This window comes from Streptosporangium sp. NPDC004379 (assembly GCF_042873875.1).
Lineage (GTDB): Bacteria > Actinomycetota > Actinomycetes > Streptosporangiales > Streptosporangiaceae > Streptosporangium.
In genome coordinates this window covers 282466-305733 of sequence record NZ_JBIAMC010000009.1, presented here as the reverse complement: position 1 = coordinate 305733, position 23268 = coordinate 282466, and the positions used below count along the sequence as shown (strand labels likewise).

The 23268-nt window shown below is 73.4% G+C and carries 15 protein-coding genes; 6 read left to right on the top strand and 9 right to left on the bottom strand.

Annotation, left to right across the window (positions count from 1 at the left end):
- Window positions 1-670 precede the first annotated feature (670 nt).
- Window positions 671-2089 (bottom strand): Ig-like domain-containing protein, encoded by a 1419-nt coding sequence (locus ACFYSC_RS21550; RefSeq protein ID WP_389964295.1) that lies wholly within the window; start codon window positions 2087-2089, stop codon window positions 671-673.
- A 204-nt stretch (window positions 2090-2293) separates the two neighbouring features.
- Between ACFYSC_RS21550 and ACFYSC_RS21545 the strand changes: the two genes are divergently transcribed.
- Both ACFYSC_RS21545 and ACFYSC_RS21540 read left to right on the top strand, forming a co-directional pair.
- Window positions 2294-3388 carry a DNA-processing protein DprA gene (locus tag ACFYSC_RS21545; RefSeq protein ID WP_389964292.1) on the top strand — a complete coding sequence of 365 codons (1095 nt, stop codon included), beginning with the start codon at window positions 2294-2296 and terminating at the stop codon, window positions 3386-3388.
- 2 nt (window positions 3389-3390) lie between these two features.
- Window positions 3391-4158: a phosphoribosyltransferase gene (locus tag ACFYSC_RS21540; RefSeq protein WP_389964290.1), complete on the top strand. Its 768-nt coding sequence runs from the start codon at window positions 3391-3393 to the stop codon at window positions 4156-4158.
- 132 nt (window positions 4159-4290) lie between these two features.
- On the opposite strand, the gene ACFYSC_RS21535 is transcribed toward ACFYSC_RS21540, so the two are convergent.
- The 4 genes from ACFYSC_RS21535 to ACFYSC_RS21520 form a co-directional block, all read right to left on the bottom strand.
- Window positions 4291-4749, bottom strand: coding sequence for a hypothetical protein (locus tag ACFYSC_RS21535; protein ID WP_389964287.1), 459 nt, complete (start codon window positions 4747-4749; stop codon window positions 4291-4293).
- A 256-nt stretch (window positions 4750-5005) separates the two neighbouring features.
- Entirely contained in the window at window positions 5006-10375 is a 5370-nt protein-coding gene (locus ACFYSC_RS21530; protein WP_389964284.1) for an amino acid adenylation domain-containing protein, read from the bottom strand.
- Complete coding sequence (locus tag ACFYSC_RS21525) at window positions 10372-10548, bottom strand: hypothetical protein (protein ID WP_389964281.1); 177 nt, start codon at window positions 10546-10548, stop codon at window positions 10372-10374. The genes ACFYSC_RS21530 and ACFYSC_RS21525 overlap by 4 nt, the downstream gene beginning before the upstream one ends.
- Window positions 10545-15422 (bottom strand): amino acid adenylation domain-containing protein, encoded by a 4878-nt coding sequence (locus tag ACFYSC_RS21520; RefSeq protein WP_389964278.1) that lies wholly within the window; start codon window positions 15420-15422, stop codon window positions 10545-10547. The genes ACFYSC_RS21525 and ACFYSC_RS21520 overlap by 4 nt, the downstream gene beginning before the upstream one ends.
- Before the next feature lie 556 nt (window positions 15423-15978).
- Here ACFYSC_RS21520 and ACFYSC_RS21515 point away from each other — a divergent pair.
- Window positions 15979-16218 carry a hypothetical protein gene (locus ACFYSC_RS21515; RefSeq protein ID WP_389964275.1) on the top strand — a complete coding sequence of 80 codons (240 nt, stop codon included), beginning with the start codon at window positions 15979-15981 and terminating at the stop codon, window positions 16216-16218.
- Between the two features lie 101 nt (window positions 16219-16319).
- Here ACFYSC_RS21515 and ACFYSC_RS21510 read toward each other — a convergent pair whose 3' ends face one another.
- A complete protein-coding gene (locus tag ACFYSC_RS21510; protein ID WP_389964272.1) occupies window positions 16320-17054 on the bottom strand; it encodes a hypothetical protein in 735 nt (244 codons plus the stop codon).
- A 145-nt stretch (window positions 17055-17199) separates the two neighbouring features.
- Here ACFYSC_RS21510 and ACFYSC_RS21505 point away from each other — a divergent pair, with 145 nt between their 5' ends.
- Window positions 17200-19686 carry a glycoside hydrolase N-terminal domain-containing protein gene (locus ACFYSC_RS21505; protein ID WP_389964269.1) on the top strand — a complete coding sequence of 829 codons (2487 nt, stop codon included), beginning with the start codon at window positions 17200-17202 and terminating at the stop codon, window positions 19684-19686.
- 78 nt (window positions 19687-19764) lie between these two features.
- Here ACFYSC_RS21505 and ACFYSC_RS21500 read toward each other — a convergent pair whose 3' ends face one another.
- From ACFYSC_RS21500 to ACFYSC_RS21490, 3 genes are all read right to left on the bottom strand, one after another.
- Entirely contained in the window at window positions 19765-20868 is a 1104-nt protein-coding gene (locus ACFYSC_RS21500) for a cellulose binding domain-containing protein (RefSeq protein ID WP_389964266.1), read from the bottom strand.
- Between the two features lie 143 nt (window positions 20869-21011).
- Window positions 21012-21926: a TauD/TfdA dioxygenase family protein gene (locus ACFYSC_RS21495; protein ID WP_389964263.1), complete on the bottom strand. Its 915-nt coding sequence runs from the start codon at window positions 21924-21926 to the stop codon at window positions 21012-21014.
- Window positions 21927-21962: 36 nt separating this feature from the next.
- Entirely contained in the window at window positions 21963-22049 is an 87-nt protein-coding gene (locus tag ACFYSC_RS21490) for a putative leader peptide (protein WP_389964480.1), read from the bottom strand.
- Window positions 22050-22282: 233 nt separating this feature from the next.
- Here ACFYSC_RS21490 and ACFYSC_RS21485 point away from each other — a divergent pair, with 233 nt between their 5' ends.
- Together ACFYSC_RS21485 and ACFYSC_RS21480 are read left to right on the top strand one after the other, a co-directional pair.
- Entirely contained in the window at window positions 22283-23050 is a 768-nt protein-coding gene (locus ACFYSC_RS21485) for a GntR family transcriptional regulator (protein ID WP_389964260.1), read from the top strand.
- Window positions 23041-23268, top strand: coding sequence for a ferredoxin family protein (locus tag ACFYSC_RS21480; RefSeq protein WP_389964257.1), 228 nt, complete (start codon window positions 23041-23043; stop codon window positions 23266-23268). The genes ACFYSC_RS21485 and ACFYSC_RS21480 overlap by 10 nt, the downstream gene beginning before the upstream one ends.

The following is a 23268-nucleotide window of genomic DNA, read 5'->3' as shown; positions in this document are numbered from 1 at the left end:
CGATCACCGTCAGTGATCTTGTTGATGCCGTGTAACGGAAACAAGGGAGAGGTCGATATCTATGCTCGCTCGCGGCGGCGACTTGCGGAGGCAAGCAAGGTCACCTGCTCAAACTTATTTTTTCCTTATGCGAGAACCCTGGCTCCCGGCTTCATGGGCCTCGGGCTGAACCCCTTCCGGCGTTCCATGTGACGTTTATCACAGTAGGCATGAAGGATCGGATCGAGGGAATCCGTATGCATTTCCGATACATCGCGGATACTTTCCTGCTTCTTGTGGGTGGCTTCCAGCCATATCGATATGTGGAATTGCCACACAACCTTTACAAGAGGATTTTTCCATCGGCGGCCGGGTGTCGAGCGGTGAAGGGGCTTCGCCGCCACGATCTTCCGGGGCCCGGTGCGCATCGCATCGGACGGCGGCGTGTCCGGCAGGCTCGCTACGGCGGAGTCTCCGGGGCGCGTTCCGATCGGATTCACCCGGCTCGAACCGGCAGGGTGGTGGAGATGCCCGGCACTCCGGCGCGGTGGCTCGATGGCCGGGGTCGCACGCGAGGCCGGCGTGCCGTGTGATCGCCGCGGGACCCGGCGGCGCGTATCGTCGTCGGGTCCCTGTGTCGAGACTCAGGTATTCGAACGGCCGCGGCTCGGCGGCCGGTGCCCGTGGCGGTTCACGGGCAGGGTGGCGTGCTGAACGTCACGCCGTCCAGGAAGTTGCCGAGCGCGGGGCTGCCGCCCGTGGCCGACACCGACTCGAAGGCGAACCGGGTGGTGGTCTGTCCCGGAGGGACGATGTAGGTCCCGGTGTAGAGGCGCCAGGCGGTGTTGTCGTCGGAGATGTCGGGGGAGGAGGCGCCGGTGGGGGTCTGCGCCACGGTCGCGCCCGGCGGGCCGACGAGCACCCGCATCACGTCGGTGCCGAGGCGGCCTCGGTGGTAGAGCGACCAGGTCATCGGCGTACCCGGCACGGTGGGCAGGTCCTGGTAGAGCGTGGAGACCTCGTTGGCGTTGAGTTCGGCGAACTGCTGGCCGTCGGCCGCCGGGACCCCGCTCGCGCCGCCGCGCCAGAACTCCAGCTTGCGGTCGGTGGCGGTGGTCTGCCAGCCGACGGGCGGGTTGGTGGAGGCGTCGGGGATGGAGTAGTCGACCGTGGCCACGGGCGGCGCCTCGAAGCTTCCGTTGACCAGGCTGACCGGTTTCCAGTTGCAGGGGACGGTGACGGTGACCTTGGCGGTGCTGGTCCCGCAGTCGGTGGTGATCGTGTAGGTGAAGGTGTCGGTGCCGCTGAAGCCGGGGTCGGGCGTGTAGACCACGTTGCCGCCGGAGACGGTCGCGGTGCCGTTCGCGGGCTTGGTGACGCCGCCGACCGCCGGTGCGGTGGCGGTGTCGTTGGCCAGGACGGGCACGCTGACGGCCGTGCTCGGTGCGGTGGTGGCGGTGTCGTCGATGGCCGTGGTGGGCGCGATGGACTGCCCGTTCGCGATCTGGATCGGCGGTGCGGGCGTGTTGCCGCCGAGCTGGCCGGGGGCGGCGACGACGCTGCTGATCCCGGTCGGCCGGATGGTCATGGCGTTGCCGGCGGTGCCCTGCCTGACCCGGAATGTGATGACCTTCGGGGGCGGGTCGGTCTTGGTGCCCGGCGAGGTGATCGTCAGGGTGTTGCCACCGATGGTCCCGATGCCGGACTGGCTGACGACGTCGGCATTGGCCAGGAGGGACGACAGGTCCCAGGTGGTGGTGTAGGTCCTGACCAGCAGCGGCCACTGGGCCGTGCGGTGCGTGACCGTGAGGGTGAAGGTGCCGCCCGGTGTGATCTGCCCGCCCCACAGCGACGGGGAGGTGTCGACCGAGACCTTTCCGCTGCCCAGCCTCATGCCGAGCGCGTTCTTCCAGTAGTAGTCGACGGGGTAGGTCGCCTGCCCCTGCCGGATGCAGGGCGTGGCGGCCCGAGTGACGGCCTGCGGTGCGGCGGCGTGCGCGCCCGTGTCGGCCGCGACCCGCGCCCCGGCGGAGGCCGACAGTACCGGCAGCACCGGCAGGACGCAGGCCAGCACGATGAGCGCGGATCTCGGGCGATGCGATCTGAGCACGTGGTTTCCCCTCTGCGAAGATGCATTCGTAGATCAACTTCACGGGAATGTTACTGTGCGGAGTCGTCGGATCACCCGGGATGGCGTATGGGCGATCTTCGTGTCGTGCGCGGCCCCGGAGGTTCCATGAACTGGGCGCGGCGGCCTTCCTGCCGCCGCGCCCGGTCAGCCACCGCCCGGCCCCGCGCCAAAGCGGAGACACGGGTGAACGGAACCGGTATCCGTACCCGGTCCGCTCGATCGGACGTGATCAAGTCCGGCTTGGTGGAAAACCGGGCGGTGGATCAGCGTTCCCCGGCAGTCTCGTTCCCGAAGGAGCGCCGGACGGCGGTGGCTGCCCGGGGCGCGTTCCGATCGGGTCCGTCAGGTTCGATGTCGAGGATGGTGGAGATGTCCAAGGTCAGGGAGCAGGCCGCGGTTCTGGTGCTCAGCGAGGCCACTGCCGGGCCGTGGCAACGCACGGCCCGCGTCGTCCAGGCCGCCCGCGGCGCCCTGCGTCTGGTGGACGGTGATCTCACCGGCCTGGACGAGGACGACCACGCTCACGCCGCCGAGGTGGTCGCCCGTCTCCGGGGCGGTGACCTCGCGCGCGCCGAGGCCCTCATCGCCGCCGCGCGCGCCGAGGGTGCGCATCTGGTGACCGTCCTGGACGAGGAGTACCCCGGCAACTTGGACTTCGTTCACGACCTCCCGCCCGTCCTCTGGGTTCGCGGTCTTCTCCTCGACGAGGACCACCGGTCGATCGCCGTCGTCGGTGAGCACTCCGCCGACGGGCCGTCCATCGATCGGGTCCGGCATGAGGTCCGCGCCCTGGCGCAGGCGGGTCTCACCCTCGTGGCTGATCTAAGGCCCGGTATCGGCCCGGTGGCCCACGCCACCGCCCTGGCGGCCGGTGGCCGGACGATCGCGACCCTCGCCCAAGGCATCACCGTGCCCGTCGCACCGGAGAACACCACTCTGGCCAAGGAGATAGCCCATGGCGGCGCGCTGGTCTCGCCGTTCCGGCCGTTGGAGGCGACGACACCCCGAACCGTCTCCCTGTCCCGCACCGTGACCAGCGGTTTGGCCGCCGCGGTCTACATCGTGGACGGGGAAGAGGACGGCGGTGCCGCCCGGCAGGCTCGTACCGCGCTCAGTCAGGGCAGGCGTCTCTTCGTGCCCCACCGGCTCCACGAGGAACAGCCGTGGGTACGGCGCGTGGCTCACCGGGGAGGCATCACTGTCGTACGGGATATTGACGATCTGTTGACCCAGGTGGTCAATCTGGTGGATGTGACCCGACATCTGCAGAGCTTCTGACCATGGGCGATGCCGCCCGAGCGGCGACAGAGGAGTTCATCCAGCTGTATCGGAACGTTCCGGCGACGGGCCCCGGGGTCTGCCGGATCTGCCACTCGGGGCCCAACCACGCGAGTTACGAGATCTGCGACGGCTGCCGCGACATCACGAACAGGACGCGGCTGCCCACCTGGAACGTCGTCCCCATCTCCCTGTGCACCAAGGAGAACGACCAGCTATATGACATCGTGGCCCTCGCCGCCCAGCCGGCTCCGCGGGCCGGCGGCCCCGATCGGATCCGGTTCATCGCCGCCACGATCTCCCGGTTCTACGCCTCCCACGCGTCGTGCCTGAGACGGCTCGCCGGAGCGGACTTCACTCTGGTCGACACGGTTCCCTGCCCGCGTTCCGCTGACCGGGCCTCCGCCTCCCGCCCCCTGAACCGGGCCGTTCAGATGATCTCCGGCCTGAGGGGACTGCACAGGTCCGTGCTCCGGTGCGACAGCGGGGCGGAAGCGGTCGGCTGGCGGGAACCGAACGAGCGGGCCTACGCGGTCTCCGAGCGTGTCGCCGGTGAGACGGTCCTGCTGCTGGACGGCATGTTCGTCACCGGAGCCCATCTGCAGAGCGCCGCCTCGGCTCTGCATCGCGCCGGTGCCGCCTCCGTCACCGCTCTCGTGGTCGTCCGGCTCATCAACCTCAGCCACAACGACGCCAATCGCGAGATCTGGGCCCGGGCCTCGGCGGAGCCGTTCAGCTTCGACCGCTGCTGCCTGTGCGATCCGGCGTGATGGCGTGTCCGTGTGCTTGTGGGCCTACACGCCGGTGTTCGAGCCGTGACCGCCCCGACCCCTTTCGATCCGGCGACCCGCCTCCTCTTCCCCGGGAGGCGGTTCTCAGGACCGCCTCCCGGGGAGGCTCCGTCAGGAGGCGACGACCAGGGTCCGGGACGCGGCCTGCTTCATCCGGTCGCGCAGCCACAGCGTCTGCCCGGAGGTCTCCCGCGCGCAGGAGCCGACGACGCCGAGCAGCTCCTCGTCCCGGGCGTCCCGGGCGGCCTGCCCGATCAGCGTCCAGCAGAGGTCGCACTCGGCGGCCATGAGGTAGAGGTCGTGCAGGTCGCGCAGCAGCCCCAGGTCGCCGGTGCGGGTGCCGGAGAACAGCGTGGAGTGCGGCCGCTCCGGTTCGCCGGACGTCTCCTCCGCGTATCGCTCGACGAACGGCTCCAGTCTCCGGGAGTGCTCCACGCACTGGCCGGCCAGCCGCTCGCAGGCGTCGTGGAGGTCCGGTTCGCCGGTGTGGCCCCGGCCGATCTCGCTGAACGCGCCGGCCAGCTCGTTCAGCGAGCGGTGCAGCATTCCCAGATAGTGGGCGAGGTACATGGTCCTGCCTCCTCGTGTCCCGCCGGGCAGGTCCGCCCGCCGTACGGTCGCCCGCCCGCTCCTTTCCGGGTGCGCGGACGTGATGGATGATCACCACTCCTACCCCACCGGTCACGGGAACACACCGGACGCGACGCGGACGGACGCGACGGGGCCCTGCCGGTGACGGCCGACGGACGCGGCGGGGCCCGGCCGGTGACGACCGGCCGGGCCCCGCGGAAACCGTGGCCCGGCAACCGGACGGGCCCCGCCGGACTCACCGCGCGGGGGCCGCCCCCGTCAGCAGTGCGGCGTCCGCCTCCGCCTGGACCGCGTCCAGGTCGTCGGCGATCTCCGCGCCCGCCACCGCGTCGGGCAGCGCGTCCTCCATGCGCCGCAGCGGCCGGTACCACAGACCCAGCGCGCCCCACAGCGCCAGCAGCGCGCCGCAGGCGACGAGCAGCAGGCCGACGCCGCGGCCCGGACCCACTCCGACGACGTCGCCGACGACGGTGCCGTCGAGGAGGCCGCCGGGGGCGAGCAGCGGGCCGAAGACGTCGTCGGCCAGCGGCGAGGCGGTCAGGAACGCCAGCGGCGTCATCGACACCGCCATCATCTGGTTGGTGGCCAGCACCCGGCCCTGCAGCTCCAGGCCGACCTTGAGCTGGATGATCGACAGCCAGTGCGCGTTCAGCACGCTGAGCGAGGCCCACGACAGCAGGCCGCCGAGGGCCGCCAGCGGCAGCGAGGGCCGCAGGCCCACCAGCAGCACGCCGATCCCGAGGCTGACCACGAAGCCGACCATGCCGATCGCGCGCCGCTCGGTGCCGCCCCAGAACACCATGATCAGGGAGCCCAGCACCGCGCCCAGACCCTGCATCGCGGTGACCAGGCCGACGCCGCCGACGTCGCTGAACGACATCACCGCCGGCACGGTCACCGACATGGCGAGCATGTTCAGGTAGTTCTGCACGACGAAGAACCCGATCATGATCATCAGCGGGCGGCGCCGTACGAGGAAGCGCCAGCCGCCGACGATGGCCTGGCCGAAGGACTCCTCCAGCCGGTAGAACAGCCGGTCGGGGAAGCGCACGGCCAGCAGCGTGCCGAGCCCGGCGAGGAACGTGACGACGTCCACGGCCACCACGCCGTGCAGGCCGACCAGCGAGATGAGCGCGGCGCCGCCCAGCGGGCCGACGAGCATGCCCAGGCCGGTGCCGAGGTTGGCCAGCGCGTTGGCCTGCATGAGGTACGGCTTGGGCACCAGCTGCGCCACCGCCGCCAGGTAGGCGGGCCGGTGGAAGGCCGCCACCAGTGACAGCATCCCGGCGACGATCCCGACCTGCCAGATCTCCAGCCGTCCCAGCCACAGCAGGATCACCAGGCCGGCGGTGGCCACGGCGGAGACGCCGTCGCAGACGAGCATGATCCGCCGCCGGTCCACCCGGTCGGCCAGCGCGCCGCCCAGCGGCGCCGCCAGCAGCGACGGCAGCAGGGCGAGCATGCTGACCAGGGCGTAGTCCAGCACCCGGCCGCTCTTCTGGTAGGCCCACACGCCCAGCGCGAAGGAGGTCAGCGCCGCGCCGAGCAGCGACAGGGTCTGCCCGGCCGCGACGGTGTAGAAGCGGCGCAGGTCACGGCGGGCGCCGCCGCCCGACACCCCGACCTCCCCGACCGGCTCGGGCAGGTCGCCCGCGGTCCAGCGGTCCAGGTGGTCGCACATCAGCCGGGCCAGGGAGGCGGCCTGGTGCTTGAGGAAGTAGTGGCCGGCCTTGGGGATCGTGGCCAGCTCCACCCGGTCGGCGAACGCCCCCCACTCGCGGTAGCGCTCCTGGTAGAGCTCGGTCGCCCGGTCCCGCTCGCCGATCACGCACAGCAGCGGCGCGGTGAGCCTGCGCTGCCGCTCGGTGGGTTCGCCGAGGCGGCGGCTGAACCAGCCCTGGGCCTCCTCCACATCGTGCCGCAGGCCGCGCAGCATGAGCCCGGTGTCGCCGAAGTCCTCGTCGAGGGCGCCCAGCGTGCGCAGGAAGTCGCGCTGGGCGCGGTCGGAGGACCAGCGGTGCGCCGGGAACCTCCGGTTCCACCAGGCCGACAGCCGGCCGGGCAGCCGCGCGTCGGGGAAGCTGCCGCCGACGAAGACGCCGGCGACCGGAGTCCCGGCCTCCTCCAGCCGCAGGGCCAGCTCGGTCGCGGCGGCCGAGCCGACGCAGTGGCCGTACAGCACGATCGGGCCGGTCGCGTCGGCCTGCCCGGCCAGCTCGGCCAGGACCCGGTCGGTCAGCTCGTCCATCGGCAGCACGTCCTCGCCGGGCCGCGCCGGGTCGTGGCCGGGCAGCTCGACGGCGAGCACCGCGGTGGCGGGGGAGAGGCGCGCCAGCTCGGTGGCCAGCGGCTGGAACGCGGCGGCCGAGCCGCCGCCGTAGGGCAGGCACACGACGGTACGGCTCGCCCGGCGCGGACCGGCCAGGCGGTGCAGCAGCCCGGCGGGGGCCTGGGCGCCGCCGTCGAGGTGCGCGGCCAGCTCGCGGACCGTGGGCCGGGTGAACAGGTCGATCACCCGAAGCGCCGTGTCGATCTCCCGGACCGCGCGCACCGCGCGGAAGGAGTCGCCGCCGAGGTCGAAGAAGTCGTCGTCGATCCCGATCTCCGCGACGTCCAGCAGCCTGGACCAGACCTCGGCGATCCGCAGCTCGGTCGGCGTGCCCGGCGCGACCCGCTCACCGGCGGGCGCGGCCTCGGGAAGCGGCAGCCGGGCCCGGTCGATCTTGCCCAGCGGGGTGAGCGGCAGGTCGTCCAGGACGACGATGCCGGACGGCACCATGTAGTCGGGCAGCCGCTCGCGCAGCCCCGCCCGGATCGCGGCGACGTCCACCGAGGCGGGCGCGACCCAGGCGGCCAGCCGCCGGGAGCGGCCCTCGCCGACCGGCAGGACCGCGGCCTCCCGGACGCCGGGCTGCTCCTGCAGCGCGGCCTTCACCTCGCCCAGCTCGACCCGGAAACCCCTGATCTTGACCTGGTCGTCGACCCGGCCGAGGAACTCCACCAGCCCGGCGGAGTTCAGCCGGACCCGGTCGCCGCTGCGGTAGCAGCGGGCGGTCCCGTTCACCGGGTCGGAGACGAACCGTTCGGCGGTCAGGTCGGGGCGGTTCAGGTATCCGCGGGCCAGGCTGGGCCCGGCGATCCACAGCTCGCCCGGCACCCCGGCGGGCAGCGGGCGGCCCGCCGGGTCGACCACGTAGCAGTCGACGCCGGCCAGCGGCCGGCCCAGCGGGACCGACCCCGAGCCCGACGGCACCTCGGGCACCCGGCCGCCGAGGACCGAGACCGTCGTCTCGGTCGGCCCGCAGTGGATCTGGACCTCCAGGTCGGGGCGGGCCGCGCGGATCCGCTCGGCGAACTCCCACGACGTGGCCTCGCCGGCGAGGATCAGCAGCCGGCGCGGCAGCATCCGGGCCAGGTCGCCGTGGGCGGCCAGCAGCTCCAGGTGGCTGGGCACCATCTTGATCACATCGACCCGGTGGCTCTCCAGGTAGGCGGCGTACGCCTCCGGGTCGGTGGAGGTCTCCTGGTCCACCAGGTGGACCGCCGCGCCCTGGAAGAGCGGGCCGTACAGGCAGGTCATCACCAGGTCGGCGGCGATCGTGGAGACCACCGCGTAGGACTCGCACCCCTCGGGCACCAGCCCGGCCAGGCCGTGCAGGTAGTGCAGGACCGAGCGGTGCTCGATCGCCACGCCCTTGGGCCGCCCGGTGGAGCCGGACGTGAAGATCACGTGCAGCAGGTGGCCGGGGGTGACGCCCGCGTCCACCGGCTCCCCGGGGCCGCCGGGCCCGCCGGTCCCGGGGGGATCGGCGGCCAGCAGGTCGGGCAGCACCAGCGCGCCGGGCACCCGGCCCGCATACTCCCGGTCGGTCAGCACGACGCGCGCGCCGGCCGACTGCAGGATGTAGGCCAGCCGGTCGTCGGGGTAGGCCGGGTCCATCGGCAGGTACGCGCCGCCCGCGCGCAGCACGCCGAGCAGCGCCGGGACCAGCCCCCGGTGCCGGTCGACGAGGATGCCGACCGGCTCGTCGGGCCGCACCCCGGCCGCGATCAGGTGCCGGGCCAGGCGGCCGGCCATCCGGTCCGCCTCGCCGTAGGTGATCGAGCCGGAGGCGTCCACCGCGGCGACCGCGTCGGGCGTGCGCCGCGCCCAGTCGGCGGCCACCTCGTGCAGCGGCCGGGTCAGGTCCATCGAGATCCGCGCGCCCGAGACGGCGGGCCCGGTCACCGGCTCCAGCGGCACGGCCGCCGCGGGCGCGTCCAGGTCGGCGAGCATGCCCTCCAGCAGGTTCAGGTACCAGCCGGTCATCCGAAGCGCGGTGGACTCGTCGAACAGGTCGGTGCGGTAGACCAGCTCGCCGTCGTAGTCCTCGCCGGCGTTGACGAAGGCGAGATTGAGGTCGTACTTGGCGGTGCGCAGCACCGGGTCGACGGACTCGGCGGTCAGGCCGGGGAAGTCCAGCGCCTGCGGCGGGTCGTCCAGGACGTTCAGCATCACCTGGAAGATCGGCGTGGTGGAGAGGTTGCGCTCGGGGTGCAGCCGCTCCACGATCCGCTCGAACGGCACGTCGCGGTGGGTGAGGGCGTCCAGCACCGCGTCCTTGGTCCGGGCCAGCAGCTCCCGGCCGGTCGGCTCACCGGACCGGTCGCCGCGCAGGACGAGCGTGTTGACGAAGCAGCCCAGCATGCGCGCGGTGTCGGGGTGCAGCCGCCCCGCCTCGGGCACGCCGACCGGCACGTCGTCGGTGCCGGAGACGCGGCCCAGCAGCTCCTGCCAGGCGGCCAGCAGCACCATGAACGGCGTGCAGCCGGTCTCGGCGGCGGCCTCGCGGACCCGGGCGGTCAGCGCGGGCGTCAGCCGTACCGGGACGGCCGCGCCGGTCCAGTCGGCGACCGACGGCCGGGCCCGGTCGACCGGCAGGTCCAGCACCGGTTCGAGGCCGGCCAGCCGCTCGGCCCACCAGGTGACGTCGCCCTCCGGCTGCCCGGCCAGCCACGCCGCGTAGTCGGCGTAGCGCACCTGCGGCGGCGCGGGCGGGCCGGTACGGCCGAGCCGCGCCGCGTACAGGGCGGCCAGCTCGGCCAGCGCCAGGTTCCGCGACCAGGCGTCGAAGGCGATGTGGTGCACGGTCAGCGACAGGACGTGATCCTCGCCGCCGGGCAGCCGCAGCAGCAGGGCGCGGGCGGGCGGCTCGGCGTCCAGCGCGAACGGCCGGGCCAGCTCCTCGCCCAGCCGCGCCCCCAGCAGGGCGGGGTCGCCGAGGTCCTCCACGGTGACGGGCACCCGGTCCGCCTCGACCGGGGTGGCGCCCTCCTCGGTGACGAGGCTGCGCAGCACCTCGTGCCGGTCGGCGAGGTCGCGCACCGCCCCGGTCAGCGCCTCGGCGTCCAGCGGGCCGCGCAGCCGTACGGCGGTGGGCACGTTGTAGGCGGCCAGGTCGTCCAGCTGGGACAGGAACCACAGCCGGGCCTGGGCGGGCGACAGCGGCGCGGGGCCGCCGGTCGCCTCCCGGACGGGGATCGCCGGGACGGTCTGGGCGGCGGCGCGGCGCGCCGCCGCCAGCCGGGCGGAAAGGGCGCCGCGACGTTCGTCGCTGACGGTCATGGGGCCTCCTTCGCCGGTACGGTGACCGGCGTGTGATGCGGGTCGGCGGCGGCGAGCGGCATGTCGTGTGGGTCGCCGGCGTCGTACGGGTCGGCGACGGTGAGCGGCATGCCGGACAGGCCGTCGGCGAGCGGCGTGCCGTACCGGCCGCCGGCCGCCGCGGGCCCGCTCACGCCTCCCCTTCCAGGTCGTCCAGCAGCAGTTCCTCCAGCCGCGCCGCGTAGCCGGCCAGCGTGCGCCGCTCGAACAGCATGCGCACCGGCAGCCGCAGGCCCAGGGCGTCGCCCAGCCGGGCCGTGACGAGCGCGGCGGTCGCCGAGTGGCCGCCGATGGCGAAGAAGTCGTCGTGCGCGCCGAGGTCGGAGCGGCCCAGCACGGCGGCCCACACCTCGGCGACCAGCAGCTCGGCCTCCGTGCCCGGCGGAACCCGACCGGCCTCGCCGCCGGGCTCGGGCAGCGCGGTGCGGTCCACCTTGCCGGAGGCGGTGAGAGGCAGGGCGTCCATGACCACCCAGCGGCGGGGCACCATGTACTCGGGGAGCCGGGCGGCCAGGCGCCGCTCCAGCGCGCCGGTGTCGGTCCCCGGCGGCGCGGCGACATAGCCGACCAGGTGGTCGCCGCCGTGGACGGTGACCGCCGCGTCGGCGACGTCCTCGCCCTCGCGCAGCAAGGTCTCGATCTCGCCCAGTTCGATCCGGTGGCCGCGGACCTTCACCTGCCGGTCCCGGCGGCCGAGGAAGTCGAGCGTGCCGTCGGGCCGCCAGCGGGCCAGGTCGCCGGTGCGGTAGCGGCGGCCGCCCGCCGGGTCCAGCGGGTCCTCGGTGAACGTCGCGGCGGTCAGCTCCGGCCGGCCGCGGTATCCCCGGGCCACGCCGACGCCGCCGATCCACAGCTCACCGGCCCTCCCGGGGGGCAGCATCCGGCCCGCCCGGTCCAGCACGTAGGCGCGCTCCCCGGCCAGCGGGACGCCGATCGACACCGGGTCGCCCACCGGGGCGGTGACGCGGACCATGGTGGAGTAGATCGTGGTCTCGGTGGGGCCGTAGGCGTTCCACAGCTCGCCGACCCGCTCCACCAGGTCGGCGGCCAGGGCGGCGTCGAGCACCTCGCCGATGCTGACCACGCGCACGTCCTCACCGTGCCAGCCGGAGGAGACCAGCATGCGCAGCGTCGTCGGGGTCGCGGTCATCAGCGTGACCCCGGCCTCCGCGATCCGCCGGGCGACGGCCCGCCCGTCGAGCGCGTCGTCGCGGCCCAGCAGTTCCAGCCGCAGGCCGTGGCAGAGGCTCACCCACAGGTCGAAGCCGAACACGTCGAAGGAGAAGGGCGTCAGGCCGAGCATCACGTCGTCGGACCGGATCCCCGGCGCGAGCCGCATCGAGGCGGTGAACGCGGCGAGGTTGGCGTGGGTGATCTCGACGCCCTTGGGGCGGCCGGTGGAGCCGGAGGTGTACAGCACGTAGGCCAGGTCGCCCGGCTCCACCCGGGAGACGTCGCCGCCCTCCGGGAGGAGATCTGTGGTCTCCGCCGCGGGCGGCCCGGCCAGGTCGACGACGGTGCAGCCGAACCGCGAGGCCACCTCGAGCCCCTCGCCCGCCGCGAGGATCACCTTGGCGCCCGCGTCCTCGACCTGGTGGCGGAGCCGTTCGAGAGGGTGGCCCGGGTCGAGCGGGACGTAGGCGGCGCCGGCCAGCAGCACGCCCAGCAGCGCCGCGGGCAGGTGGCGGTCGCGGGGCAGGCACACGCCCACGCAGGAACCCGCCGCCGCCGGGCCGAGCGCCGCGGCCGTCCGCCGTGCCCGGGAGACCAGCTCTCCGTAGGTCACCACACCCTCGGCGTCGGCGACCGCCGGCGCGTCCGGGCGCCGTACGGCCTGCTCCAGCACCGCCTCCACCACGGTCCGCGGCGTGTCGGCGGGCAGCGGGGCACCGGTCCCGGCGGCCAGCAGCGCCGCCCGCTCCTCGGCGCCGATCACCTCGAACGCCGACAGCGGCCGGTCGGGGCGGGCCAGCGCGTCCTCCAGCAGGCGGACCAGCCGGTCGGTGAGGTCCTCGGCCGCGGCCCGGTCCAGGTGCTCCAGGTCGTACTCCACCTGCAGCTCGGGCCCGGCCACGGTGTCGTTGACGTAGACGATCAGCGGCGCCTGGGCGCTGCCCGCGTCCAGTTCGCCGATCAGGTCCACGCCCACGCCGTCGCGCTCCAGGGAGAGGGGGACCTCCGCGGGCTGGATGGACAGCGTGACGGGCGTCAGGACCGCGCCGGGCGGCCGTTCGACGCCACTGGCGTCCGCGCGGTCCCGCGAGGGCAGCGCGCGGTGGTCCATCACCCGGGCCGTCGCGGCTCCGGCGTGCCGTACGGCCTCGCGCAGCGACAGCCCGTCGTCCAGGCGCAGCCGCACCGGCACCACGTCGACCAGCACGCCGACCACGGACTCCATGCCCGGGGCGGCGCGGTCGGCCACGGCGGCGCCGAGGACGATGTCCGGCCGGTCGGTCAGCCCCGCCACCAGCACGCCCAGCGCCGTCAGGTGGACGGCGAACGGGGTGGCGCCGCAGTCGGCCGCGAGCTCGCCGATCCGCGCGGCCGTCGCCGGGTCGATCCTGCGGACCAGGCGCTCACCGCTCATCCGGCTGGGACGCCCGTCGAAGCCGGACATCAGCTCGTACGGCGGGACGGCTCCGGCCAGTTCCTCGGCCCAGAAGGCCCGCAGCGCCGCGGTGTCCGGGACGGTGTCCTGCTCGTGCAGCGCGACGTCGCCGATCTGCAGCGCCGGCTCGGGCAGGGAGATGTCGCCGGAGTGGGCGAGGCCGTCGAGGAGCTCGCGCATCACGACCCCCAGCGACCAGCCGTCGAACGCGGTGTGGTCGGTCAGCAGCACCAGCTCCGCGCTGTCCGGCCCCGACCACAGCAGGGTGGCCCGCAGCAGCGGCGAGTCCCGGGTGACGTCGAAGTCGCGGGCGACCGCGGCCCGGCGCAGCGCGGCGGCCTCCTCCTCGGACGCCGGGCGGTGCTCGGTCAGCGGCACCGGGACCGGCGGCCCGACCTCGGCGGTCACGCCGTCGGTGACGACGGTGCGCAGCGCCTCGTGGCGGCGCACGATCCCGTCCAGCGCGGCGCGCAGCGGCTCGGCCGAGGCGAGGCCGCGCAAGCCCAGGCGGAAGGCGATGGCGGTGGAGCCGTGGTTCTGGCTGACCTCGCGCATCAGGCACATGTCGCGATGGGTCACGGTCAGCGGGTAGGTGGTCCGCCCGGCGTTGCGGACCAGCGGCGTCACCGCCACGGGGGCGGCCTCCGCGACGTACGCCGCCAGCTCGGCGACCGTGGGGCGGGCCAGGAACGTCGTCAGCGGGACGCGGACGCCGAACTCGTGCTCGATCCTGACGCAGATCTTGGCCGCGGCCAGGGAGTGGCCGCCCAGGTCGAGGAAGTGGTCGTGCGCGCCGACCCGCTCGGCGCCGAGCACCTCGGCGGTGACGGCGGCGAGCCGCCGCTCGGTCTCGTCGCGGGGGGCGACGAACCCGGCTCCGGAGCTTCCGGCGCTCCCGGCTGCTTCGGCGGCTCCGGCGGTTCCGGCGGCGGAGGAGAACGTCACCGCGGGCAGCCGGGAACGGTCGGCCTTGCCCGTGGGGCCGACCGGGATGGCGTCGAGGAAGACGATCCTCGCGGGGATCATGTAATCGGGCAGCCACTCCCGCAGCCAGGACCGCAGGCTCCCGTCGTCGAGGCCGGGACCGGCCGGTTCGACGTAGGCGACCAGCCGCCGGGTGCCCTCGGAGTCGGTGGGGGCCAGCACGACGGCGTGGTTCACCAACGGGTGGCGCGCCAGCCTGCCCTGCACCTCGCCCAGCTCGACGCGGAAACCCGCCACCTTCACCTGGTCGTCGATGCGCCCCTCGTAGAAGTGGACCCCGCCCTCCCGGCGGACCAGGTCGCCGGTGCGGTAGTGGCGCACGCCCGCCGCGTCGGTCACGAACCGCTCGGCGGTCAGGTCGGGCCGGTGCAGGTAGCCCCGGCCGACGAGCGGGCCGGCCACCCACAGCTCACCGATCTCGCCGTCGCCCAGCACCGCGCCGTCGGCGCCGCGCACCGAGAGCTCCGACCAGGCGTACGGCGTGCCGATCGGCGGCTCGCCCGTGGAGTCCCGGGAGATCTCGTGCGCGCAGCAGTGGACGGTGCACTCGGTCGGGCCGTACAGGTTCACCATGCGCCGCACGCCGGGGTTGGCGAAGACGCGGTCGGCCAGTGCCCGGCTCACCGGTTCGCCGCTGGACAGCACCGTGCGGACGTTCGGCGGCAGCGGCTCCCGCAGCAGCGCGGTCAGCGCCGAGGCCGCCGCGCTGACCATCGTCACCTCGTCCCTGGCGGGCAGGGAGTGCAGCGCCAGGGGGCTCTCGGCGATGATCACCGTGCCGCCGAGCAGCAGGGGGAGGTAGAGCTGGGGGACCGACGGGTCGAAGCAGACCGAGGTCGAGGCGAGGAAGCCGGCCAGCTCCTCCTCGGTGAAGTGGCCGGCGTCCCAGCGCAGCAGCGTCATCACGTTGCGGTGCTCGACCATGACGCCCTTGGGGCGGCCGGTCGAGCCGGAGGTGTACATGATGTAGGCCAGATCGGCCGGGTCGGTGGGCCGGCCGGGATCGTTCCAAGGCCGCTCCCCGACGGAGTCCACCGTCACGATCTCGGTCTCCGGCAGCCGCCCGGCCAGCGCGGCGGAGGTGACCACGTGCGACACCCCGGCGTCCTCGACGATGAACTCCAGCCGGTCGGCCGGGAACGCGGACTCCAGCGGCACGTAGGCGGCGCCGGTCTTCCAGACGCCCAGGAGGGCCGCGATCAGCTTCTCGTCGCGGTCCAGGCACACGCCGACGGTCGAGCCCCGGCCCACTCCCCGGGAGAGGAGTTCGTGGGCTATCCGGTTGGCCTGCGCGTTGAGGTCGGTGTAGGTCGTGCGGGTCGTCCCGGCGACGACCGCCGTCCGCTCGGGGGTGCGCCGCACCTGCTCTTCGAAGGCCTTGCAGACCGGTTCGAGCAGCGGGAGTTTGCCAGCCACCTGCGATCTCCTCTGGGGGGCGGGGGTGTGTAGGGACGTACGCGGGCAAGGTTCGCAAAGGTATACGGGCCATACAACGCAAAGATCGTTTCGTTACATTAACGAGGCGAACCGGACATATTTAGATTTGCGTGATGTTCCGCCTTGCTCGCGAAAAGTAACACTCCGTAAGGTCATTCACCGGAGAATTTCACGGTGTGACTTACTGATCGCACGGGGTGTCGAGTTTTCTAGTGATACTTACTGACTTTTCCTAGAAAAGTCATGAATGTCAGGTGGTAAATGGCGCTCGTTGCCGGTGACTCTACGCACCGGTAACCATCGCGACGGCGGTCGGCGGACATGACGCCGACCGGTCCACCGCCTGTTCTTCGCCGCCCGGTTTTATGATCAAATCCGCTTTTATCATTAAATGTCCGTTTTAAGGCTGTCGCCTTGCGGGCCGCCTCCCGGACTCGTTCCTCCGGTCGCCCGGCGGGTGATCGACGTGCATGCGGAGAGTAATGATTCGGTGTCATACTGTGATCGTCATGCATCCTTCCGAGAGAGGACCATCATGATCAGATCGGTGTTCAAGGCCGGAGCCGCGGCCCTCGTGACGACCGCCCTGCTCTGCGCCCCCGCGCTCGCCGACACGGCCCCGCGGTCGGCCGCGAGCAACGACGTGTACCGCGACTGGTACTGGACCCACTCCGCCTGCGTGGCGGCCGGCCAGGGCGGGATAGACCGGGGCCACTGGGAGACCTACACCTGTTCCGAGGGCGACTGGCTCTGGCACCTGTGGACCAACCGCTGACCGGCTGACACCCCGGCCGGTCGCACGCCCGCGGGGGCGACGGCCGGCCGGGACCGCGGGGGCGTCCGGCCGCGGGGCGGCGGAGGGGGCCCGCGGGCGGTTCAGTCGGCGATGTAGCCGATGGAGTGGACCTCGTAGCCGCCGGCGGCCGAGCCGCGCGTGTGCATCACCATGGCGCCGCCTTCGTAGGAGTAGGCGCAGGCGTGCCCCCGGGGCTCCGGCGTGCATCCCTGGAAGATGTGGCGGACGCCGCGCGGGTCGTACGCGGTCCGGAACAGCCTGCCGACCGCCGCGGTGGTGGCGACCTCCAGTCCGGCGTTCCGGTCACCGTGCCGCCAGGCCGAGAAGAGGTGCCCGGCGGCGGCCGAGGGCTTGGTGAGCAGCCGCGAGGTGTACACCCTGGTGACCTTCGAGCCGGAGACGACCATGAGGACGCCGTTGAGGCCGCCCCGCACACGCACGCTGGTGTGGACGAAGCGGCACGCGGCGCCCCGGCACCCGGCGAACTCGTCCGGGGCACGGTAGCGGTAGGAGAAGATCGCGCGCACCGCGGACGGCGTGGCGACCCGGGCCGCGGCCCCGCGGTCGGCGCGCAGCCAGGCGCGGAACAGTTTCCTGGCCACGGTCGCCGGGGCCGGGGCGGAGGTCGCGGAGGTCGCGGTGGCCGCCGCCCCGGCAGTGATCACCCGCGTGGTGGCCGGGGCGGTCGCGGCGGTGCTCACGGTGGAGGCGGCGGGGGTGGCGCCGGCCGTACGGGCGGAGGCCGGGGCGGCGGGGAGCAGCAGCGTGGCGCTCACCGCGATCGCGGCGCCGCCGAGGATCAGTCTTCTGGACACACCCCGAAGGTAGGGGCTCCAACTTGCACGGGGTTTGAGGATCACTTGCAGGTGCGTTCCGGCTCATCCGGCAGGATTCTCCGGGTGACCGCGGTGTTCATCGGATGAACCGCCGTGGCCCGATGCAGGCTCCCGGAGGAGAGACATGACCCTGAGGCTCTGGTATCCGCGTCCGGCCAGGAACTGGATGGAGGCCCTGCCCGTCGGCAACGGCCGTCTCGGGGCCATGGTGTTCGGCGGCCCGCGGCGGGAGCGCATCGCGCTCAACGTCGACACGCTGTGGTCGGGCGGGCCGCACGGGGCCGGGGTGAGCGACGGTCCCGGGATCCTCGCGGAGATCCGCCGCCTCCTGCTCGACGAGGACGACCGCCGGGCGGCGGAGGAGGCCGTACGGAGGCTCCAGGGGCCGGAGAGCGAGTCCTACCAGCCCCTCGGCGATCTCCTGCTGACCTATGGGACCGGTGGAGGGGATCCGGGGAAGGGGGATCCGGGGGGAGACGAGCCGTGTGGGGAGTACCACCGGGAGCTCGACCTCGACCGCGCGGTCGCGGTCACCTCCGCCGACGGCGTCACCACCGAGGTGCTCGCCTCGGCGCCCGACGGGCTCCTCCTGGTACGGCTGACCTCCTCCTCCCCCCTCGGGTTGCGGGCCGGGCTGCGCACTCCGCACGCGGAGGCCGAGACGGGCCACCCCGACGCGCGCACGCTGACGCTGACCGCCCGCGCGCCCGCCCATGTCGAACCGCACCGGCCGGTCCCCGAGCCCGTCGTCTACCGCGCCGGTGAGGGCATGCTCCTCGCGGTCGCCGTACGGGCATGGGCCGACGGAGGGACGGTGCGCGCCGCAGGCGGGACACTGACCGTGGAGGGGGCCACATCGCTCACCCTGGCGCTGGCCGCCGAGACCTCGTTCCGCGGCTGGGACCGGGAGCCGGGGGACGACCGGGGAGAGCCGCTGGAGCGGTGCCTGGCCACGATCGGCGCGGCGGAGCCGTACGGGGCCGGCGAACTGGTCGCGCGGCACGTCGCCGACCATGCCGGGCTGTTCTCGCGGGTGAGCCTGCGCCTCGGCGAGGCGCCGGAGCGGCGGCCGGAGACGGGGGAGCGGCGGCCGGAGGCAGGGGACGACGAGGCTCCGGAGAGGAGGGAGGCGGGGGACGGCACCCGTGCGCCCCTGCCGGACGGCGGGCGGCCCACCGGTGCGTGGCCGGGCGACGAGCGGCCGGGTGACGAGCGGCCGGGTGACGAGCGGCCCACCGACGAACGGGTGGCCGCGGTCCGTGCCGGCGCCGACGACCCCGGGCTCGCCGCGCTGCTGTTCGCCTACGGCCGCTACCTCCTGATCGCCTCCTCCCGGCCCGGCACGCAGGCCGCCAACCTCCAGGGCATCTGGAACGAGGACGTGCGGCCCCCCTGGAGCTGCGACTACACCACCAACATCAACGTCCAGATGAACTACTGGCCCGCCGAGACCACGAACCTGCCCGAGTGCCACCTGCCGCTGGCCGACCTGGTGGAGGAACTGGCCTGCTCCGGCGCGCGCACCGCCCGTGAGGTCTACGGCGGCGAAGGCTGGGTCGCCCACCACAACGCGGACCTCTGGCGGGCGAGCTGGGCGATGCCCGGCGAGGCGATGTGGTCGATGTGGCCGATGGCCGGGGCCTGGCTGGTCAGGCATCTGACCGAGCACGCCGACTTCGCCGGCGACGACGGCTTCCGGATGACGCGGGCGTGGCCGGTGGTGCGGGGGGCCGCGGAGTTCGTGCTCGGCCGGCTCGTCGAGGACGGCGCGGGGCGTCTGGTCACCGCGCCGTCCACCTCGCCGGAGAACTCCTTCCTCGACGCCCGCGGCGAGCACGTGTCGGTCGACGTCATCGCCACCATGGACGTGTGGCTGATCCGCGAGCTGTTCCGCACCGCGGCCGGGCTGGCCGTACGGGCCGGTGACGCGGGGTTCGCCGGGCGGCTGCGCGACGCGCTCGCCCGGGTGCGCGGCCCCGTGATCGGCGCGGACGGCCGCCTGCTGGAGTGGTCGCGGCCGTTCACCGAGCACGAGCCGGGCCACCGCCACCTGTCCCACCTCTACGGGCTGTTCCCCGGCGGCGAGATCGACGTGGACGGCACGCCGGAGCTCGCCGCGGCGGCCCGGCGGTCGCTGGAGGCCCGGCTCGCGGCCGGTGGCGGCGGCACCGGCTGGAGCCGCGCCTGGACGATCTGCCTGTGGGCCCGGCTGCGCGACGGCGCGGCGGCGGAGACGGCCGTCCGCGAGGCGCTGCGCGAGCACACCGCCGCCAACCTCATGGGCCTGCACCCCCCGCGGATCTTCCAGATCGACGGCAACCTCGGATTCACCGCGGGCGTGGCCGAGATGCTGCTGCAGAGTCACACCGGGACGCTGCGGCTGCTGCCCGCCCTCCCGCCGGGCTGGCCGGCGGGCGCGGTGACGGGCCTGCGCGCCCGGGGTCCGGTCCTCGTGGACCTCGAATGGTCCGGCGGCCTCCTCCGGCGGGCGTCCTTCACCGCCGGACGGGACCGCGTCGTCGCCCTGGCCCTCCCCGCGGGCGTGACGGGGCCCGACGAGCTGCGCCTGGCGGCGGGTGAGCCCCGGGTCGTGACGTTCGACCCGGCCTGACGGCCGGAGGACCCGGATCCGGCGTCCTCCGAGGACACCGGCGCTCCGGTGCCCCTCGGAGGACGGCGGTCCGGGCGGTCAGGCCGCCGAGCAGGTGAGGACCGGCGCGGTGTTCACGCCGTTCCACGAGGCCAGGAAGCCGAAGGCGGTCGAGGCGCCCGCGGAGAGCTCGCCGTTCCAGGAGAGGCTCCGTACGGTCACCGCGGAGCCGTTCGCGGAGAGCTCGCCGTTCCAGACCTGGGTGATCCGCTGGCCGTCGGCGAAGGTCCACCGCACCGTCCAGGAGCGGATCGCGGCGGTTCCGGTGTTCCTGACCGTGACCTCGCCCTGGAAGCCGTCCGCCCACTGGTTGGTGTTCCTGAACGTGGCCGAGCAGCCGCCCGCCGGGACGGTGGGAGTGGCCGTGGGGGTGACGGTGGGAGTGACGGTGGGGGTCGGCGTGATCGAGGGGGTGGGGCTCGGGCGGACGCCGTCCAGCAGGCCGGTGAGCGCCGGATACCACCGGTCGGACATCTTGCGGTCGCCCGTGGCGTTCGGGTGCACGCCGTCGTAGGTGTCGGTGGCCGTGTCGAAGCCCGTCCACTGGTCCACGACGACGATCGGCGACCGCGCGGTGGAGGTGGCCGCCGCCCAGGCGGGGATGGCGTTGTTGAAGTTCACCGCCCGCTGCCCGCACTCGGCGCAGGAGGACGGGTTCATCGGAATGATCTTGGCGACCAGGATCCTCATGCCGGGGTTGGCGGCCCGCATCTGGCCCACCAGCCTGGTGAACGCGTCGAGGATCGTCGCGGGGGCGATGCCGCTCCACACGTCGTTGGTGCCGAGGTGCATCATCACGACGTCGGGCCTGGTGGCCTCCAGCCAGCCGGGCAGCAGGTTCTGGTTCGCGATGTTGGTCGCCAGGTAGCCGCCGTGCCCCTCGTTGTCGCCGTCGTGGGCCACCGAGCAGCCCTGCGGCGGCAGCGTGCCCACGAAGTCGATGTCGGTGTACCCGCCGCTCTGCAGCCTGTTCCAGAGCAGGGCCCGCCAGCAGCCGGGGGAGCCGGTGATCGAGTCGCCGAGCGGCATGATCCTGGTGGCCGCGGCGTCCGCGGGCGCGGAGGCCGCGAACGCCGCGGCCATGAACATCACCGCTCCGGCCAGCGCCGCCAGCATCGCCGAGAAGGCGTTCCTCCGCGTCATCGTCCCCTCCGCCGTCGGTTGAGCGGATCGTAGGGGCGCGGTCCCGGCGGCCGGAAGCGACCGGCCGCCGGGACCGCTGTGACCTGCTGTTCCGGCGTAGAACTCCTGTAACTTTCAAAGGCCGGCCCGGCGGGCCGGGCGTCTCAGGCGGCCGCGGGGACGGCCACGGGGGAGTAGGCGGCGGCGTCGCCGGTCAGCGCCGTGCTGGGCCGGCCGTCCACCCCGACGGGGATGTCCCCGGCGATCGTGACGCGGTGCAGGCGGCGTGGCCGGTCGCCGAAGTCGTGCACGACCCGGTGCTGGGTCGCGCGGTTGTCCCACACGGCGACGTCGCCTTCGGCCCACCGCCAGCGCACGGTGTTCTCCACCTGCGTGACCTGGTCCTGGAGCAGCCGGACGAGCGCGTCCGACGCCTGGCTCGTCAGGCCGGTCAGCCGCCGGGCGAAGTCCCCGAGGAGGATGGACCGCTCGCCGGTCTCGGGGTGGACCCGTACGACGGGGTGCTCGGTCTCGAAGACCGTGGAGGCGAACACCTCGGCGTAGGCGCGGGTCCGCTCGGGGTCATCGGCGGTGGCGATCCGGGCGTAGTCGTACTGGTTGGTGTGGACGGCGCGCAGCCTCTCCAGCAGCTCGCGCAGTTCGGTGGGCAGGTGCTCGTAGGCGGTGACGGTGTTGGCCCACAGGGTGTCGCCGCCGGCCGGGGGCACGGTGATCGCCCGCAGCACCGAGGCCGCCGGCGGGCGGTCGACGAAGGTGACGTCGGTGTGCCAGCGGTCGACCTTGTGGCCGTTGGTGTAGTCGAGGTCGAGGACGTGGGCGCTGCCGTCCAGGGACGGCACGGTCGGGTGGGCGGTGGTCGGCTCGCCGAGCAGCCGGGCGAACGCGATCTGGCCCTGCTCGTCGAGGTGGTCCTGACCGCGGAAGAAGATCACCTTGTGGGTGAGCAGGGCCAGGCGGATCTCTGCGACGACCTCGCCGGGCAGGTCGCCGCCGAGCCGTACGCCGGAGACCTCGGCGCCGATGCGGCCCGCGACGGGGGTGATGAGGAGAGAGGACATGGTTCGGGTTCCTTCCAGGGACGTGTCCGGGTGGGGTCAGCGCTGGAAGGGGCGACAGAGCGCGCTGGCCACGCGGCAGAGGTCCACGTGGCCGCGGGTGGTCAGCGGAACCGGGTTCGTCACGTCTCGAACGTAGGACGCCCGCCGGAGAAAGTCAATCTAATTGGTAGGTAATTAGGGTTTTAGAGGTCGCGATCGTCCGCTCCGGCTGGCGGAACGGGCCGGGTCCGTGGCGGAAGCGCAGGTGGAAAGGGGGGTGCGGGCACCGGGGGTGGCGCAATCTCCCCGTTACACCATTTTCCCTACTCATTTAGTAGGATTCTCGGCGTCAGAGCACGACGACGTCTGGAGGCGGCATGGAGACGACGGCGGCCGGACCCGTCCCGGCCGGCGCGCGGCGCAGGGCCGACCGCGCCAGGCAGGTGGCCGACCTGCTCCGGCGCGAGATCGTGCACGGCGGGTACGGCGAGCGGCTGCCGCTGGAGACCGCACTCGCCCGGGAGTTCGGCGCCTCCCGCAACACCGTGCGCGAGGCGCTGGACCTGCTGCGCGAGGAGGGCCTCATCGAGCGCTGCCCCGGCGTGGGCACCACGGTCGCCGCAGAGAAGTACCCGCACGGCCTGCACCGGCTGCTCGGCCTCGCCGAGACGCTCCACGAGCACGGCCGGGTGAGCAACGAGGTCCGGACCATGGGCCTCATCGAGCCGCCCGCGGCGGTCGGGCGGCGGCTCGGACTGGCCGCCGGGGAGCCCGTCGTCTACCTCGAACGGCTGCGCCGCCTGAACGGGCTGCCGCTCTCGCTCGACCTGACCTACCTCGTCCGCGACGTCGGCGAGCCCCTGTTCGACGCGGACCTGGAGCGCAACGACGTCTTCGTGCTGCTGGAACGGATCGCCGGGCAGCCGCTCGGCGAGGCCGAACTGACCGTGGAGGCCGTCAACGCCGACGCCCACACCGCGGCCGTGCTCGACGCCCCGCGCGGAGCCGCCCTGCTCATGGTCGAGCGGCTCACCCACCTGGCCGACGGGCGCCCGGTCGACCTGGAGTTCGTCCGCTTCCGGGGAGACCGCCTGACCATGCGCGGCCACCTGCGCCGCGCCCCGGAGGAGGACACATGCCCCTGATCAACCAGCGCGCCGAGGTCCCCGTGACCATCGACCAGGCGCTGTGCATCACCGGCTGCACGCTCTGCGTCGAGGCGTGCCCGCTCGACTCGCTCGCCATCGACGACGAGACCGGCAAGGCGTACATGCACGTCGACGAGTGCTGGTACTGCGGCCCGTGCGCCGCCCGCTGCCCCGTGGACGCGGTCACCATCGACATCCCCTACCTGCTGCGATGA